This window comes from Pseudomonas sp. G166 (genome assembly GCF_037027455.2).
GTDB lineage: Bacteria > Pseudomonadota > Gammaproteobacteria > Pseudomonadales > Pseudomonadaceae > Aquipseudomonas.
In genome coordinates this window covers 405,540-422,742 of the sequence record NZ_CP146985.1, presented here as the reverse complement: position 1 = coordinate 422,742, position 17,203 = coordinate 405,540, and the positions used below count along the sequence as shown (strand labels likewise).

The 17,203-nt window shown below is 61.5% G+C and carries 15 protein-coding genes; all 15 read right to left on the bottom strand.

Annotation, left to right across the window (positions count from 1 at the left end; all coding sequences use genetic code 11):
- Positions 1-82 precede the first annotated feature (82 nt).
- On the bottom strand, positions 83-520 hold the full coding sequence (gene dtd / locus SGN16_RS01885; protein ID WP_210642445.1) for a D-aminoacyl-tRNA deacylase: 438 nt from the start codon (positions 518-520) through the stop codon (positions 83-85).
- Positions 517-1,488 carry a prolyl aminopeptidase gene (gene pip / locus SGN16_RS01880; protein ID WP_210642444.1) on the bottom strand — a complete coding sequence of 324 codons (972 nt, stop codon included), beginning with the start codon at positions 1,486-1,488 and terminating at the stop codon, positions 517-519. Before pip ends, dtd begins: the two co-directional genes overlap by 4 nt.
- A 105-nt stretch (positions 1,489-1,593) precedes the next feature.
- On the bottom strand, positions 1,594-2,505 hold the full coding sequence (locus SGN16_RS01875; RefSeq protein ID WP_210642443.1) for an alpha/beta hydrolase: 912 nt from the start codon (positions 2,503-2,505) through the stop codon (positions 1,594-1,596).
- Positions 2,506-2,607: 102 nt separating this feature from the next.
- Positions 2,608-3,555, bottom strand: a complete 948-nt coding sequence (locus SGN16_RS01870) for a choline ABC transporter substrate-binding protein (RefSeq protein WP_210642442.1) — start codon at positions 3,553-3,555, stop codon at positions 2,608-2,610.
- A gap of 298 nt (positions 3,556-3,853) precedes the next feature.
- Positions 3,854-4,657 carry an N-formylglutamate deformylase gene (gene hutG / locus SGN16_RS01865; RefSeq protein ID WP_335943749.1) on the bottom strand — a complete coding sequence of 268 codons (804 nt, stop codon included), beginning with the start codon at positions 4,655-4,657 and terminating at the stop codon, positions 3,854-3,856.
- Positions 4,658-4,668: 11 nt separating this feature from the next.
- Positions 4,669-5,871, bottom strand: a complete 1,203-nt coding sequence (hutI, locus tag SGN16_RS01860; protein WP_335943748.1) for an imidazolonepropionase — start codon at positions 5,869-5,871, stop codon at positions 4,669-4,671.
- Between the two features lie 128 nt (positions 5,872-5,999).
- Positions 6,000-7,532 (bottom strand): histidine ammonia-lyase, encoded by a 1,533-nt coding sequence (gene hutH / locus SGN16_RS01855; RefSeq protein WP_210642439.1) that lies wholly within the window; start codon positions 7,530-7,532, stop codon positions 6,000-6,002.
- Between the two features lie 114 nt (positions 7,533-7,646).
- On the bottom strand, positions 7,647-9,170 hold the full coding sequence (gene hutH / locus SGN16_RS01850) for a histidine ammonia-lyase (protein ID WP_335943747.1): 1,524 nt from the start codon (positions 9,168-9,170) through the stop codon (positions 7,647-7,649).
- Between the two features lie 170 nt (positions 9,171-9,340).
- Positions 9,341-10,171 (bottom strand): glycine betaine/L-proline ABC transporter ATP-binding protein, encoded by an 831-nt coding sequence (locus SGN16_RS01845; RefSeq protein WP_050586211.1) that lies wholly within the window; start codon positions 10,169-10,171, stop codon positions 9,341-9,343.
- The gene (locus tag SGN16_RS01840) at positions 10,168-11,019 is read right to left on the bottom strand and encodes a proline/glycine betaine ABC transporter permease (RefSeq protein ID WP_003196893.1); all 852 of its coding nucleotides are present in this window, start codon (positions 11,017-11,019) and stop codon (positions 10,168-10,170) included. The genes SGN16_RS01845 and SGN16_RS01840 overlap by 4 nt, the downstream gene beginning before the upstream one ends.
- 70 nt (positions 11,020-11,089) lie before the next feature.
- Positions 11,090-12,058 carry an ABC transporter substrate-binding protein gene (locus SGN16_RS01835; protein WP_210642437.1) on the bottom strand — a complete coding sequence of 323 codons (969 nt, stop codon included), beginning with the start codon at positions 12,056-12,058 and terminating at the stop codon, positions 11,090-11,092.
- Between the two features lie 69 nt (positions 12,059-12,127).
- Positions 12,128-13,594, bottom strand: a complete 1,467-nt coding sequence (locus SGN16_RS01830) for a cytosine permease (RefSeq protein WP_335943746.1) — start codon at positions 13,592-13,594, stop codon at positions 12,128-12,130.
- Between the two features lie 137 nt (positions 13,595-13,731).
- On the bottom strand, positions 13,732-15,420 hold the full coding sequence (gene hutU, locus SGN16_RS01825; protein WP_210642435.1) for a urocanate hydratase: 1,689 nt from the start codon (positions 15,418-15,420) through the stop codon (positions 13,732-13,734).
- Positions 15,421-15,813: 393 nt separating this feature from the next.
- A complete protein-coding gene (locus SGN16_RS01820; RefSeq protein WP_335943745.1) occupies positions 15,814-16,383 on the bottom strand; it encodes a HutD family protein in 570 nt (189 codons plus the stop codon).
- The gene (hutC, locus tag SGN16_RS01815) at positions 16,380-17,090 is read right to left on the bottom strand and encodes a histidine utilization repressor (protein ID WP_210645068.1); all 711 of its coding nucleotides are present in this window, start codon (positions 17,088-17,090) and stop codon (positions 16,380-16,382) included. The genes SGN16_RS01820 and hutC overlap by 4 nt, the downstream gene beginning before the upstream one ends.
- Between the last annotated feature and the right edge of the window lie 113 nt (positions 17,091-17,203).

Genomic DNA, 17,203 nt, shown 5'->3' with positions numbered 1-17,203 from the left:
CGCATCAGGGATAGCAAAGTATTTATCGAGAAAACTCCCCGTTTAGCCTCGAAACAGACCCGAAAAGATGTTTCAGACACTTTCAGACCTGTAACAGAAAGGTTACCGGACCATCGTTGACCAGATGCACTTGCATGTCGGCGCCGAATCTACCTGATGCCACAGTGCCATGCACCTGTTTCGCTTGGCTGAGCAAATAGTTGAACAATTCTTCTCCCAGCAACGGAGGCGCGGCCGTCGAAAAGCTCGGGCGCAAGCCACTTTTGGTGTCCGCTGCCAGGGTGAACTGCGACACCAGCAACAAACCGCCGCCGACGTCTGCCAAGGACAGGTTCATCTTGCCGTCGGCGTCACTGAATACCCGATAGTTAAGCAGCTTATGCAGGAGTTTGTCGGCGCTGGCCCGGGTATCCCCGGGCTCGACGGCCACCAGCACCAGCAAGCCCTGGTCTACGGCGCCAACGATCTCGCCTGCAACTTCGACCCGGGCGCCGCGAACCCGTTGCAACAACCCCTTCATGCTTCTTCGGGCGGCAGGTCGAGCAAGCGTCGGGCCATTTGCGCAGCGGCACGCACCAGCGCATCGGTGATGCCCGGCTCGGAAGCTGCGTGACCGGCGTCGCGGATCACCTGCAATTCGCTGTTGGGCCAGTTCTGGTGCAGTTCCCAGGCATTGTCCAGCGGGCAGATCACGTCGTAACGGCCATGCACGATGACGCCCGGCAAATGGGCGATCTTGCCCATATCCCGAATCAGCTGGTTGGGTTCGAGGAAGGCGTTGTTGGTGAAGTAATGGCATTCGATCCGGGCGATCGACAGCGCACGCTGCGGCTCGGAGAAGCGATCGACCACCAGCGGATTCGGGCGCAGGGTCGCGGTACGCCCCTCCCAGGTGGACCAGGCCTTGGCCGCGTGCATCTGGGCGATCTGGTCATTGCCGGTCAGGCGCTTGTGGAAGGCGCTGAGCAGGTCGTCGCGTTCGTCCAGCGGGATCGGTGCGATGTAGTCCTGCCAGTAGTCGGGAAACAGGCGGCTGGCGCCGGCCTGATAGAACCACTCGATTTCCTGCGGACGGCAGAGAAAGATCCCACGCAGAATCATCCCGTGTACCCGCTCCGGATGGGTCTGGGCGTAGGCCAGGGCCAGGGTCGAGCCCCAGGAGCCACCAAACAGCACCCACTTTTCGATGCCCAGGTGCTTGCGAATGCGCTCCAGGTCTTCGACCAGATCCCAGGTGGTGTTGTTCTCGAGGCTGGCATGAGGCGTGGAACGACCACAACCCCGCTGATCGAAGGTGACGATGCGATAGAGGTTCGGATCGAAGTAGCGACGGCTCTGCGCATCGCAACCCGCTCCCGGGCCGCCGTGGATGAACACCACCGGCAGGCCTTCGGGGGAGCCGCTTTCATCGACGTAGAGCGTGTGGGTGTCATCGACAGCCAGATCGTGCCGGGCATGGGGTTTGATCTGCGGGTACAAAGTCTGCATTGAGCGCTCCGTAAGGGGTCGAGTCATCCCTGTAGGGACTTCTATTTAGTCTGCCGTCCGGCATCATAAACCCGAATTACCTTAATGAGCATGCCCCCTGCGCAGTCAAAGCGTGTCAGCCAGGTACGCCAGCAGAGTGCGATACATCTGATCGACCTCTGGCACCTGGCCCCGGCCACGTAGACAACCGTGAACCAGTCCTCCGCCGACATACAGCACAGCGTCCACCCCTGCGGCGTTCAGCCGCTCGCTATAAAGGACGCCGTCGTCGCGCAGCGGATCCCATTGCGCCACGATGATCAGCGCCGGCGGCAGGCCGCTCAGGTCATCGGCGAGCAACGGCATGGCCTGGGCAGACGGTTGAGCGTCGTTCAGGTAGAGAGCGTGATAACTCTCCAGATCACGGCGGCTCAGCAACGGTGCATCGGCACACTCGTGCCGCGAAGGCAGATGCGCCGGGCCACCGAGGGCCGGATAAATCAGCACCTGGGCCTGGGGCAACGCATGCCCGGCATCGCGCAAGGCCAGGCATAACGCAGCGGCAAGGTTACCCCCGGCGCTGTCACCGGCCACCAGCCGACGGTGAGGGTCGATGGCAAAGGGGGCGCTCGTCAGATCGCGCCACACCGCGAGGCAATCTTCGAACCCCGCAGGAAACGGATGCTCCGGGGCCAGCCGATAATCCACCGCCACGACCAGCACGCCAAGGGTGGTGGCCAGCTCCATGCAGATGAAGTCATGGGAGTCCAGGTCCCCCACCACCCAACCGCCTCCGTGCAGGTAGAGCATGCACGGCCAGCCTTCGGCCGGCGCAGCGATCTTGGGGTGATAGGCCCGTACGGCCACGCCAGCCAACTCGAAATCCTCGACCGCCAACGCCTCCGGGCGCGGCGGGGTGAACGCCCGGCACATTTGAGCGTAGGCCTGACGCGAGCCGGCAAGGCTGTTGTCCGAGGTGTTGAAGCTCAGGGTTTTGTCGATGAAGGCTGACATCGCCTGGGAGAGTGGGTAAGCCATAGGAGTGACAACCAGATATGTCCTTGGGCGAAGTGCAACCTGTGGCGTGGCGAGGGGATTTATCCCCTCGCCACAGGAGTTATCAGTGTCCAGAAAATTGTGTCAGTTCTTTAGACTGGCCTGCACCGCCGCCACGCCATCCTTGCCGTCGAAGCTGGTGACTCCGGCCAGCCAGCGCTGAAGATCCTCAGGATGATCACGCAACCATTGCCGGGCCACGTCCTGTGGGGTCTTGCGCTCCATGATCGGCACCATCAACTGGCTTTCCTGGGCGGCAGTGAAGCTCAGGTTCTCCAGCAAACGGTTCACGTTCGGACACCGCTGGGCGTAGTCCGGCGCGGTCACGGTGGAGACAGTTGCGGCGCCCTCGTTCGGGCCGTAGACGTCTTCACTGCCGGTCAGGTAGGTGATGTTCATGTTGATATTCATCGGGTGCGGGGTCCAGCCAACGAACACCACGAACTCCTTGCGATTCACCGCCCGTTGCACCGCGGCGAGCATGCCCGCCTCGCCGGATTCGATCAGCTTGAAGTCCTTGAGGCCGAAGTGGTTGGTTTCGATCATGGTCTTGATGGTGGTGTTGGCACCACTGCCCGGCTCGATGCCGTAGATCTTGCCGCCCAGTTGATCCTTGAATCGGGCGATGTCGGCGAAAGTCTTGAGCCCTGCGGCGGCCACATAGTCCGGCACCGCCAGCGTGGCCTGGGCATCAGACAGACTCGGCTTATCCAACACCTTCACCTGGTTGGCCGCCAGGAACGGGGCGATGTTCTTGTCCATCGCCGGTTTCCAGTAGCCCAGGAAGATATCGAGGCGCTTGTCGCGGATGCCGGCGAAGATGATCTGTTGCACGGCACTGGTCTGCTTGCTTTCGTAGCCCAGGCCCGTGAGCAGTACATCGGCCATGCCGCTGGTGGCTATCACGTCGGTCCAGTTGACCACGCCCATGCGCACGGCCTGGCAGGACGCCGGCTCGGCAGCCATCGCCCCGCTGCTCAAAATGGCGGTACCGCAGAGGATCGACAGACAGCGTTTGAACAGTCTTTTCATCGGGAAGGTCTCGTGCGGCAGCGGATTATTGTAGGTCGGTGTCTTGCTGCACCGTGACCGGAACATTACGCAGCGCCGAGGGGCTGAAGGTGAACTGTGGCGACTCGGTTTTGCACAGTGGCGACCGTTCCCGCCCGAGGCTCAAGAACAAAACAAACCTGTAGCGAGAGGATCTGTGGGAGCAAGGCATGCCCGCGATGAAGACACCGCCGTTTCCCTGAAACCGAGGCGCCTGTATCGCGAGCAAGCTTTGCTCCCACAGATGACTCCCCTCGCCACAGAAGAATCGCGTAAGCCTTTATTTCTTGTACGTCTGCCGCCCCCACGCCAGCAAACCTTCCAGCAATTGCATGAGCACGACCTGGGTCGGTTCCGCCAAATCCGCACGGTAGTTGAACGGTTCGAACTCTTCCATGTAGGTGCTCTGGCACAGCTCCAGTTGCACCGCGTGGATGTGCTCGGCCGGGTTGCCGTAGTGTCGGGTGATGTGTCCACCCTTGAAACGCCCGTTGAGCACATGGGTGAATTCGCTATGGCGGGCGCAGATGGCTTCGAGCTGGCTGGCCAGCGCCGGGTCGCAGCTGGCGCCGTTGAAGGTACCCAGGTTGAAATCCGGCAGCTTGCCGTCGAACAGGTGCGGGATCACCGAACGGATCGAATGAGCATCGAACAACAAGGCATAGCCGAACTCAGCCTTGAGCCGCGCCAGTTCCTGTTGCAAGGCCTGATGGTACGGCGTCCAGACCTGCTGCAAATAAGCCGCCCGTTCCTCGGCCGACGGCTCCAGCCCTTGGCGAAACAACGGCACGCCATCGAACAGCGTCGCCGGGTACAAGCCAGTGGTGGCGCCGACGTACATCGGCTTGTCGTCGGAAGGACGATTCAGGTCGATGACGAACCGAGAGTACTCAGCGGCCAGGGTGCTGGCGCCCAATTCGGCAGCGAACTCGTAGAGCCGGGGAATATGCCAGTCGGTGTCCGGCAGGCTCTGGGCCTCGGGGATCAACCCGGCCTCTACCGCCGGGGTCAGACGCAGGCCGGCATGGGGCATGCTGATCAACAGCGGCACGCGCCCTTGCTTGAAATTCAGGACCTTCTCCACAGCCGTTCTCCTCAATCGATTTCAACGCCGTGACGCACGACGCGTTTTTCCAGTTCGCCACCGAGCCAGTACGCCAGGTCAGCCGGACGGTCGATGTGCCAGGCGACAAAATCCGCCACTTTGCCGGCTTCCAGCGAACCGTGGGTGTCCGCCATACCCAAGGCCTGGGCGGCATGAATAGTCGCCCCGGCCAGGGCTTCTTCGGGGGTCATCCGAAAGCACGTGCAGGCCATGTTCAACATCAAGCGCAGCGACAGCGCCGGCGAGGTGCCAGGGTTGAGATCGCTGGCCACGGCGATCTTCACGCCGTGCTTGCGCAGGGCGTCCATGGGCGGCAGTTGGGTTTCGCGCAGGAAATAAAACGCCCCTGGCAGCAGCACCGCCACCGTGCCGGACTCGGCCATGGCCCTGGCATCGTCCTCGGTCATGAATTCCAGGTGATCGGCCGACAGCGCCTGGTAACGCGCCGCCAGGCTTGAACCGTGCAGGGACGACAATTGCTCGGCGTGCAGCTTCACTGGCAGCCCCAGTTGTTGAGCAGTGATAAACACCCGCTCGACTTGTGCCGGGGAAAACGCCAGGTATTCGCAAAAGGCATCCACCGCATCCACCAGCCCTTCGGCCGCCAGCGCTGGCAGCATCTCGGTGCAGATGTGCTCGATGTAATCATCGGCCTGATCTTTGAATTCCGGTGGCAAGGCGTGGGCCGCCAGACAGGTGCTGCGAACGCTGACCGGCAGTTCGGCGCCAAGGCGACGGATGACGCGCAGGATTTTGCGTTCGCTGGCCAGGTCCAGGCCGTAGCCGGACTTGATTTCCACCGTGGTCACGCCGTCGCGCATCAGGCTTTGCAGGCGTTTGGCGGCGCTGGCGAACAGCTCGTCTTCACTGGCGGCGCGAGTGGCACGCACGGTGCTGGCGATGCCTCCGCCGGCCGCCGCGATCTCGGCGTAGCTGACGCCTTGCAGACGCTGTTCGAACTCACCGCTGCGGTTGCCACCAAACACCGTGTGGGTGTGGCAGTCGATCAGCCCCGGGGTGACCCAGGCGCCCTTGAGGTCCGTAACCGCCGGGTAGTCTCCGGCGGGCAGCTCCGCGCGCGGGCCGATCCATTGAATGTGCTCGCCCAGGGTAACGATGGCGGCGTCTTCGATGATCGAGTAGACGCCCTGGGCCATGGTGGCGGCGTGGCAGTTTTGCCAGAGGGTTTTCATCCCGAGTCTCCTCGTCTCATTCAAAATCGATTCGCGAGCAGGCTCGCTCCCACAGGGATCAGGGGCATACCCCAAATGGGGTTCGACACCGATCCCCTGTGGGAGCGAGCTTGCTCACGATGAGGCCCTTACAGGCTCGGCAGCAATTGCGCTGTGACCAGCTCGTTCAAGCAACGACTGGCCAACAGTTCACTGGCCGCATTGATGTCCGGCGCAAAGAACCGGTCCTTCTCATAAAACGGTACGTCTGCACGCAAGAGCGCGCGGGCCTGTTCCAGCTTCGCGGAGGTCTTCAAACCGCCACGCAGGTCCAGCCCCTGGCATGCCGCCAGCCATTCCACCGCCAGAATTCCACGGGTGTTCTCGGCCATTTCCCACAAACGCTTGCCGGCGGCCGGGGCCATGGAAACGTGGTCTTCCTGGTTGGCCGAGGTCGGCAGGCTGTCCACCGAATGGGGATGGGACAGGGCCTTGTTTTCGCTGGCCAGGGCGGCCGCGGTAACCTGGGCAATCATGAAGCCGGAGTTCACCCCGCCGTTGGCCACCAGGAACGGCGGCAGTTGCGACATGTGCTTGTCCATCATCAACGAAATACGGCGCTCGCTCAGGGAGCCGATTTCGGCAATCGCCAAGGCCATGTTGTCGGCCGCCATCGCCACCGGTTCGGCGTGGAAGTTGCCACCGGAAATCACGTCGCCCTCGGCGGCGAACACCAGCGGGTTATCCGACACCGCATTGGCCTCGATCACCAGCACTTCGGCGGCCTGGCGGAACTGGGTCAGGCAGGCGCCCATCACTTGCGGCTGGCAGCGCAGGGAGTAGGGGTCCTGGACCTTGTCGCAGTTCTGGTGTGAATCGGAAACTTCACTGCGCTCGCCCAGCAGATCACGGTACGCCGCCGCGACATCGATCTGGCCCCTCTGGCCGCGAGCGGCATGGATGCGCGCATCGAACGGCGAGCGCGAGCCGAGCACCGCTTCCACTGTCAGGCTGCCCAGGGCCAGGGCACCGGCGAACAGGTCTTCGCCCTCGAACAGGCCACGCAGGGCAAACGCGGTGGACACCTGGGTGCCGTTGAGCAGTGCCAGGCCTTCTTTCGCCGCCAGCGTCAGCGGCGCCAGGCCGGCGACTTTCAGCGCCTCGACAGCCGGCAGCCATTCGCCCTTGTAACGAGCCTTACCCTCGCCCAGCAGCACCAGGGACATGTGCGCCAGCGGTGCCAGGTCACCAGAAGCACCGACCGAACCTTTGAGCGGAATATGCGGATAGACCTCGGCATTGATCAGCGCGATCAGCGCATCGATCACCTGCCGGCGGATCCCGGAAAAACCCCGGCTCAGGCTGTTGACCTTGAGCACCATGACCAGCCGGACCAACGCATCACTGATCGGCTCGCCCACCCCGGCGGCATGGGACAGCACCAGGGAGCGTTGCAGGTTTTCCAGGTCTTCGCTGGCGATGCGGGTCGAGGCCAACAAGCCAAAACCGGTGTTGATGCCGTAGGCAGTGCGGTTCTCGGCAAGGATCTGCTCAACGCAGGCGACACTGGCCTCGATCTGCGCCGAGGCGCTGGCGTCGAGGCTCAGGGTCACGGGTTGCTGATAGATGTCACGCAATTGAGCCAGGCTCAGTTGGCCGGGAATCAGGTTTAAGGCAGTCATGTATTGCTCCTTTTGAGAGTTTTGTTTTCACCCGCCGGTCGCTCCGGAATGTTCCGTTATCCGTCACCCTCGCCTTTTGGGCGATGGATGCCTTGGCACGCTGGCGGTTTTCGATCAATTCAAATTCGGTAAAGCGTTGTGCAACACGGTTGGGTCTTTAAGCAGCGCGGCGGCGCTGGCGATATCCGGCGCCAGCCAGCGGTCCTGGTCGTAGGCCGGAACGCGCTCACGCAGCAGTTTCCAGGCGATATCGGTGCCAGCACCGAAGTGCTGCGCCTTGAGAAATTCAAAGGCCTGGGCCGCCAGCAAGTATTCAATGGCGAGGATCTGCGTGCAGTTTTCCAGCGCTCGATGCAGCTTCAGGGCGGCGTTGGTGCCCATGCTCAAGTGATCTTCCTGCAGCCCTGAAGTGACGAAATTGTCGAGCACCGCCGGTTGCGCCAGTTGGCGATTTTCCGCGCACAGCGAAGCGGCGACATACTGCACGATCATCATCCCCGAATTCACGCCAGGGTTGGCCACCAGAAAGGCCGGCAGGCCACTGACGTGGGGGTTGATCAAGCGGTCGAGGCGGCGCTCGGCGATGGAGCCGATCTCGGCCATGGCAATCGCCAGCAGGTCAGCCGCCAACGCCACCGATTGGCCGTGAGGGTTGGCCTGGGACATGACCCGGAAGTTTTCCGGCGTACCCAGTAACAGCGGGTTATCGGTGGTGGCGTTGAGTTCGGTTTCGATCTGTTTACGGGCATGCTCCAACTGATCGCGAGCGGCACCGTGCACTTGGGGGATCGAGCGGATGCTCAGGGCATCCTGAGTGCGAATGCCCAGGCTCGAGGCGATGACTTCACTGCCGTCGAGCAAGGCCCGCAAATTGACCCCAACCTGCTGCATGCCCGGGTGCGGCTTGAGGGCGATAATCTCGGCATCGAACGCGGCGATCTGTCCGCGCTGGGCCTCGAAGCTCATGGCACCGATCACATCGGCCCATTGCACCAGCCGCGTTGCATCGGCCAGGGCCAGGCAACTGAGGCCGGTCATGCACGGCGTGCCGTTGACCAGGCACAGACCGTCCTTGGCCCCCAGTTGCACCGGTTGCAAGCCCTCTGCGGCCAGGGCCTGTTGCGCCGGGACTATTTGCCCGCGATAGCTGACATTGCCAACGCCCAGCAGCGCGATGCTGATATGGGCCATGTGGGTCAGGTAACCCACCGAACCCTGGGACGGCACTTGCGGCGTGATCCCGCGATTGAGCAGCGCCAGCAAAGCTTCGACCACCCGGCGGTGAATGCCGGATTTTCCGTGGCTGTAATTGAGGATCGCGGCGCAGAGAATCGCCCGGGTTTGCTCATCGGAAAGCGGCGTGCCCACGCCACAGGCATGGCTGAGCAGGGTGTTGCGTGACAGTTGGCTGAGTTGTTCGTCCTTGAGCGAGACATTGCACAAGGCCCCCAGGCCGGTGTTGACGCCGTAGGCCCGCTCGCCACTTTCGACGATGCGCTGGACGATGGCCTGGGCATTGTCGATCCGCGCCCAAGCCTGGGCCGACAGCTCAAGCACAGCACCGAAGCGGGCGACAGCGACCACATCCTGCCAACGCAACGGGGCATCGGCGATTACGATTTTTTCAGCCTGGGACATCTTCAACCTCGTGCTTACAACTTGAACATTGATGCAGCTTTGCCGGCCCTATCGCGAGCAAGCTCGCTCCCACAGGGATTTCCTTTGGACACAGAATTTGTGAACAGGAGAGATCCCATTGTGGGAGCGAGCTTGCTCGCGATGGGGCCAGCCCAGCCACCACAAATTCCTCAAACCACCGCCGCACGCCGCTGCACAAACCGATCGACATACTCATCCGCCGGCGAGTGCAGGATCTCCCGGGGCGTGCCGACCTGGATCAGCTTGCCGTCCTTGAGAATCGCAATGCGGTTGCCGATACGCACGGCCTCGTCGAGGTCGTGGGTGATGAACACGATGGTCTTGTGCAGGGTCTTTTGCAGCTCCAGCAACTGGTCCTGCATTTCCGCGCGGATCAGCGGGTCGAGGGCGCTGAAGGCCTCGTCCATCAGGATGATGTCGGTGTCCGCCGCCAAGGCGCGGGCCAGGCCCACGCGCTGGCGCATGCCACCGGAGAGCTGGTGCGGGTATTTGTTCTCGTAGCCCTTCAGGCCCACGGTGTTGATCCAGTGCAGCGCCCGCTCGGCGCACACCTGCTTGCTCTCGCCGCGCACTTTCAAGCCATAGGCGACGTTGTCCAGCACGCTCTTGTGGGGCAACAGGCCGAAGCTCTGGAACACCATGCTGATCTTGTGCCGGCGAAATTCGCGCAGGGCGTCCATGTCCAGTTGCAGAATGTCTTCACCGTCCACCAGGATCGCGCCGCTGGTGGGGTCGATCAGCCGGTTGAAGTGCCGCACCAGGGTGGACTTGCCGGAGCCGGACAGGCCCATGATCACGAAGATCTCGCCAGTGCCGATACTCAGCGACAGGTCGTTCACGCCGACCACGCAACCGGTTTCGGCCAGTACCTGGTCCTTGGTCTTGTTCTGACGGATCAGCTCCAGGGCTTCCTTGGAGCGATTGCCGAAAATCTTGAAGACGTTCTTGACTTCGATCTTGCTGATGGCTGCGTTGCTCATTTGCTCACCTCATGCCGAGGACGACCATAGGCCTGGGTAATGCGGTCGATGACCACGGCGAGAATCACGATTGCCAGCCCCGCTTCGAGGCCGCGTCCGACGTTGAGGGTCTGGATGCCAACCAGCACATCTTCACCCAGGCCTCGGGCGCCGATCATCGAAGCGATGACGACCATCGACAGGGCCATCATGGTGGTCTGGTTGATCCCGGCCATGATGCTTGGCAGGGCCAGGGGCAGTTGCACGCCGAACAGCTGTTGCCAACGGTTGGCGCCGAAGGCGTTGATGGCTTCCATGACTTCGCCGTCCACCTGGCGGATGCCCAGGTCGGTCAAGCGAATCAGTGGCGGCGCAGCGTAGATCACCGTGGCGAAAATCGCTGGGACCTTGCCCAGGCCAAACAGCATCAACACCGGAATCAGGTACACGAAACTCGGCATGGTCTGCATGATGTCCAGCAATGGCATCAGCACCGAACGCAGGCGATTGCTGCGCGCCGAAAGAATGCCCAGCGGAATGCCGATCAATACCGAGATCAGCGTCGCCACCAGCATCAGGGCGAGGGTCTGCATCAGTTTGTCCCACAGGCCCACCGCGCCCACCAGAAACAGCAGGCCGACGATCACTGCCGTGGCCACGACCTTGCGGGTGGCATGCCAGGCAATGCCGCCAACGATGGCCAGCATCAGCCACCAGGGCGCCATGCGCAGCAGGCCTTCGAGGTTGACGATGGCCCACAGCAAGGTGTCGGAGATGTGCCGGAACACATCGCCATAGTTGGTCACCAGGGAGTCGACCCAACCGTTGACCCAGTCGGCGATGGAGAAGGTAAAGCTTTCGGGAAACATAAGAGACTCTCGATCAAGTGGATGCAGTGAACGTCCCGGCCAGCCCTAGGGTTGGCCGGGGGTATTCGACCTACAGAGCCGCGTCGATTTTCTTGGCAGCGTCTTCACTGACCCAGGCGTGCCAGACTTCAGGATGTTCCTTCAGGAAGATCTTCGCCAGTTTCGGCGACTCGATCCGCTCCTTGGCCATACGGCCGAGGTTCTGGTTCAGGATGTCGATCGGCAGGTTGACCTTTTCCAGCACCGCCACCAGTTCCGGGGCTTCGTCGTGGAAGGTCTTGGACAGGCCGACCTTGATGCTCACGCTTTTATCCACACCGGGTTTTTCTTCCAGTTTCACCAGGTCCACCTGGCCCATCAGCGGCGTCGGCGACCAGTAGTAGAACAGGATCGGCTCGCCACGCTTGTAGCTCGACAGCACCGCCGCATCCAAGGCCGGGCCGGTGCCAGGGCGGAAGTTGGTGTAGGTTTTTTCCAGGCCATAGCTTTTCAGCATTTCGCTGTTGTCCAGCTCACAGGTCCAACCGGCCGGGCAGTTGTAGAAACGGCCCTTGGATGGTTCTTCCGGGTCCTTGAACACGGCGGCGTACTGGCCCAGGTCAGCGATGTTCTTCAGGCCTGGAGCCTTGGCTTGGAGCTTGCGCTTGGCGTCGCCTTCAATCACGTAGCGCGGCACATACCAACCTTCGATGGCGCCCACCACCGGCGCACCTACGCCGACCACCTTGCCGGCCTTCTCGGCCTTGTTCCAGACTTCGCTGCGGCCGACCCACTCCTCGGCAAACACCTGGATGTCGTTGCTGCTCAGGGCGTTCTCCATGGTGATGGAGTTGCCTGGCAGGCTGTCGGTCTTGCAGTCGTAGCCTTTTTCCAGCACCACTTGCAGGACGTCGGTCAGCAGCATGGCGCTTTCCCAGTTCAGGCCGGCGAACTTCACCGGTTTGCCCGACTCGCACCAACCCGCCGCTTGTGTGGCGCCAGCGCTGGCCAGCAGGCCCATGGAAAGCAACGTGGTCAGCAGGGTCTTGTTCGATTTCATTGTGTGACGCTCCTAATCAGTGAATTGGCTTACGGCAGTCAAGAGGCATCCAGCCCTGTCAACGTCCCATCAGACCGCTTGGAGGCGGCCCGCCCTGCTCGGTTGTGCGTCAACCGCGTCCTGCTCGATCGGCAGGATCAATTGATCGGGTACAGCGCTGTGCCACTTCTTGGCGGCGACGTAATACAGCCCCGCCGGGACCACCAGACCGATGATCCAGGAAATATCCACACCCCCCATCGCTTCCACCAGCGGACCGGTATAGAACTTGGTGGCAATGAACGGCAGTTGAACCAGCACACCGAAGACATAGACGCTGATACCAAGGGCATTCCAACGACCGTAGCGACCGTTCGGGTCCGCCAGTGCCGGCACGTCATAGCGCTCGCGAGTGATGCAGTAGTAGTCCACCAGGTTGATCGCGCTCCAAGGCGTAAAGAACGCCAGCAAGAACAGGATGAAGGACTTGAACGCACCGAGGAACGAGTGCTGGCCGAGCAGCGCGATCAGGGTCGCGGCGCCGACGATGGCCAGCACGAAGACCAGACGCTGCAAGCGCGTGACGTTCAGGTGACCACGAAAACCGCTGATGATGGTCGCAATGCACATGAAGCTGCCGTAGGAGTTCAGCGTGGAAATGGTGACCTTGCCGAACGCGATGCTGAAGTACAGCAGCGCGGCGGTGGCACCGGTACCACCCAGGCCAACGATGTAGGCCACTTCGTGACCCGCAAACTGCCCATTGGCCGAGGCGGCAGCAAACACGCCGAGGATCATCGCCACCTGCGCGCCGATGACTGAGCCGGCGCCTGCGGCAAAAAAGGTTTTCACCGAGGAAGTCTTGCTCGGCAGGTAACGCGAATAGTCAGCCACGTAGGGGCCGAAGGCGATCTGCCAGGATGCCGCGAGCGACACCGCCAGCAGGAAACTGCTCCAGCTGAAATGGCGGATGTTCAGGAGTACGCCAACGTCCGTCTGGCTCATCAGGCGGGCGAACAGGTAAACAAAGGCAATCACACCAATGACGCTGGCGACACGGCCAATGAAGTGAATTACCCGATAACCGAGCACCGTGACCAGCACAATGACACTGGCGAAAATGAGGATGCCGACACTGTCGCTGACGCCAAACAACTGGCCCAGCGCCTGGCCGGAAAGCACGGTTCCGGTTGCGGTGAAACCCAGGTACATCAGGCACACCAGCACGATCGGAATGGCCGCGCCATATACACCAAACTGCACCCGGCTGGAGATCATCTGCGGCAGGCCGAGCTTGGGCCCTTGCGCGGCATGCAACGCCATGACACCACCGCCGAGCAGTTGACCGATCAGCAAACCGATCAACGACCAGAACACATCACCACCCAGCACCACCGCCAATGCGCCGGTGACAATGGCCGTGATTTGCAGGTTGGCCCCCATCCAGAGGGTGAACTGGCTCAACAATCGGCCGTGTCTCTCCACTTCCGGGATGTAGTCGATCGAGCGTTTCTCGATCAACGGCTTGCTGCTTGCGCGTGTGCTACTGACAGCCATGGTTCAACCTCTGTGGATTGCTCTGGAATTCATCCCTGTGGGAGCGAGCTTGCTCGCGATGGCGGTGGGTCGGTACCTGTTGCATCGACTGACACGCCCTCATCGCGAGCAAGCTCGCTCCCACATGGGCTCCGGGGTTACTTGCCGGTGATCATCGGCAGGTTAAGCCCCTGTTCCTTGGCGCAGTCGATAGCGATCTGGTAACCGGCATCGGCATGGCGCATCACGCCAGTGGCCGGGTCGTTGTGCAGCACGCGGGCAATGCGCTCGGCCGCTTCATCGGTACCGTCGCAGACAATCACCATGCCCGAATGCTGGGAGAAGCCCATGCCGACGCCGCCACCGTGGTGCAGCGAAACCCAGGTCGCGCCACTGGCGGTGTTGAGCAAGGCATTGAGCAGCGGCCAGTCGGAGACGGCATCGGAACCGTCCTGCATGGATTCGGTTTCACGGTTGGGGCTGGCCACGGAGCCGGAGTCCAGGTGATCGCGGCCAATCACGATCGGGGCCGACAATTCGCCGCTGCGCACCATTTCGTTGAACGCCAGGCCCAACTTGGCCCGCAGGCCCAGGCCGACCCAGCAGATACGCGCTGGCAGACCCTGGAAGCTGATGCGCTCACGCGCCATGTCCAGCCAGTTGTGCAGATGAGCGTCGTCGGGAATCAACTCCTTGACCTTGGCATCGGTCTTGTAGATGTCCTGCGGATCACCCGACAGCGCGGCCCAACGGAACGGGCCGATACCGCGGCAGAACAGCGGACGGATGTAGGCCGGTACGAAGCCTGGGAAATCGAAGGCATTCTCGACGCCCTCTTCCTGGGCCATCTGGCGGATGTTGTTGCCGTAGTCGAAGGTCGGCACGCCCATTTTCTGGAAGGCCAGCATGGCTTTTACGTGCACGGCCATCGACTGCTTGGCGGCCTTCACCACGGCGGCGGGTTCGGTCTTGGCGCGGGCACGGTATTGGTCCCAGGTCCAGCCGGCCGGCAGGTAACCGTTGAGGGGGTCGTGGGCACTGGTCTGGTCGGTAACCATGTCCGGGCGAACGCCACGACGGACCATTTCCGGCAGGATTTCGGCAGCGTTCCCACACAGCGCGATGGAAATCGCCTTGCCTTCTGCGGTGTATTTCGCAATACGCGCCAAGGCGTCATCCAGGTCAGTGGCCTGCTCGTCGACGTAGCGGGTCTTGAGGCGGAAATCGATACTCACCTGCTGGCACTCGATGTTCAGCGAGCAAGCACCGGCCAGGGTCGCGGCCAACGGTTGCGCACCGCCCATGCCACCCAGGCCGGCGGTCAGGACCCACTTGCCTTTCAGGTCATCGTTGTAATGCTGGCGACCGGCTTCGACGAAGGTTTCGTAGGTGCCCTGCACGATGCCCTGGCTGCCGATGTAGATCCAGCTGCCGGCGGTCATCTGGCCGTACATGGCCAGGCCCTTGGCGTCGAGTTCGTTGAAGTGTTCCCAACTGGCCCAATGTGGAACCAGGTTGGAGTTGGCGATCAGGACGCGAGGTGCATTGCTGTGGGTCTTGAACACGCCGACCGGCTTGCCGGATTGCACCAGCAAAGTTTCGTCGTCATTGAGGTTGGTGAGGCTTTCGACGATCTTGTCATAGCACTCCCAGTTACGCGCCGCGCGGCCAATGCCACCGTAAACCACCAGCTCCTTGGGGTTCTCGGCGACTTCCGGGTCGAGGTTGTTCATCAACATGCGCAGCGGCGCTTCAGTCAGCCAGCTCTTGGCGGTCAGCGTGTTACCGCGAGGGGCGCGAATTTCAACGTCACGGTATTTTTCAGGTTTTTGGGTAGCGTCGGTCACAGCAAAAACTCCTCAGCGATCAATCCATACCAGCCCGGGCAGTGGGCAGCGATTTAGCGAACGTTGCGTTGAATATCGGCGACTCATACGCATACGTCTTTACTTGTATGTACAAGCATATGCAATCAAGCGGCCAACTTCTGAAAGGACGGATCAAGAACGCTTTTGGATTTGGCCTGAAGGCCTTTAGTTGAAGGGTTTGGCAGGCAGATGAAATTTCTGCGGGGTATTTTTGAGATGAGGGAATACCGTCATGAACGCGTGGTATTGCGCCACAGTGGGGCATTCGGTAACAAGTTGGTGCGCGAGGGAAACGGCGAAGGACTTATCTGACGAGGGAATTATCTGTGGTGAGGGAATTTATCCCCTCACCACAGGGGGACAGGGCTGAAGTCAGTGGGCAGTCAGCTCGATCACGCAGCATTGGCCGTGGCTGGAGATGTCCAGCAGCCCGGTGTTACCGCTCAATTGCAAGCAGTCGTAGAGGCCCAGGTTGACGGCGGACTCGCCAATCTCGATCGCCAATCCCGGGGCCGCGCTGAACACCAGCACCGTCCCCGCCTCGCTGAAAAACCGCTGTCGACCTCCCAACCACTGCAATCGCACGCGGTAACGCTGCGGCGCATAGATCAGGTTGAAGTCACGGATAGGTCCGCCCAGCAACGTGCAATAGACATGGCTCTCGCCGCTGAACGCAAAGGGGTCCATCGGGTGCAATGGCCGCGTGACTTGACCGTCGACGTTCAGTGTCATGCCATCACCCTGCAAGACGCTGATGATCCGCTCGTAACCGGTGAATGTAGAAAAACCGCCCGACTCAGCGATATCGGCAATCGACAGACGCCAGCCAAAGCCCTCCAGGCCGGTTCCGGCATCGCGAGTGATTTCCTCGGTGCTGCCGCCGCCATTTTTCCACGGCATGCGTGGATAATCCGCAGCGCGTAAAACCTTCAAGTCACTCATTTATGAAATCGTCCTTCCAGGCGATGACGGGAGCCGGGATGAATCAGGCGCGCGGCCGTCACCGGCTGGCGCCCGGACCAGGTCCGGCGACGGATCAACAGGCACGGCTCGCCCCGCTCGATCTGCAGCAGCTTGCACTCGCTCGGTTCGGCCAGGATCGCTTCGACCACATGTTCGCCTTCAGTCAACGGCGCGACCTGGTTCAGATAGGCGTAGGGGGTTTGCAGGGTAAAGTCCTGCTTGAGATAGTCCGGCGCCACCAGTGCATTAACGAAACGGTCCTCGATTTGCACGGGGATGTCGTTTTCAAAATGCACGATCAACGAGTGGAACACCTTCTGCCCTTCACGCATGTCCAGGGCCAAGGCCCGTTCGGAACCGGCGGCTTCTTCTTCCAGAGTGATGACCTGGCATGTGTGACGATGGCCGCGGGAAGCGATTTCGTCGGCGATGTTATGCACTTCGAACAACGCGGACTGGCTTTTGGGTTCAGCCACAAAGGTGCCGACCCCCTGCATGCGCACCAACAGGCCATCAGCGGTCATCTCCCGCAGGGCCCGGTTGATGGTCATGCGGCTGAAGCCCAACTGGCTGACCAGTTCGCTTTCCGATGGCACGCGGTAATGCGGCGGCCAGTTTCCACTGTCGATCTGCTGGGTGATCATCTGTTTGACGCGGGCGTACAAGGGCGCCGGACTTTCACCCATGTTTGCGGCCAGCGGCGGTTTGGCAGGCGGAGTCGGCACGGCGGTTCCTTGTTCTGCAAATAAGAATGCTAGCTTGCCGGAGTTTACCGGCCAGGCAAACGTCTGTATATGTA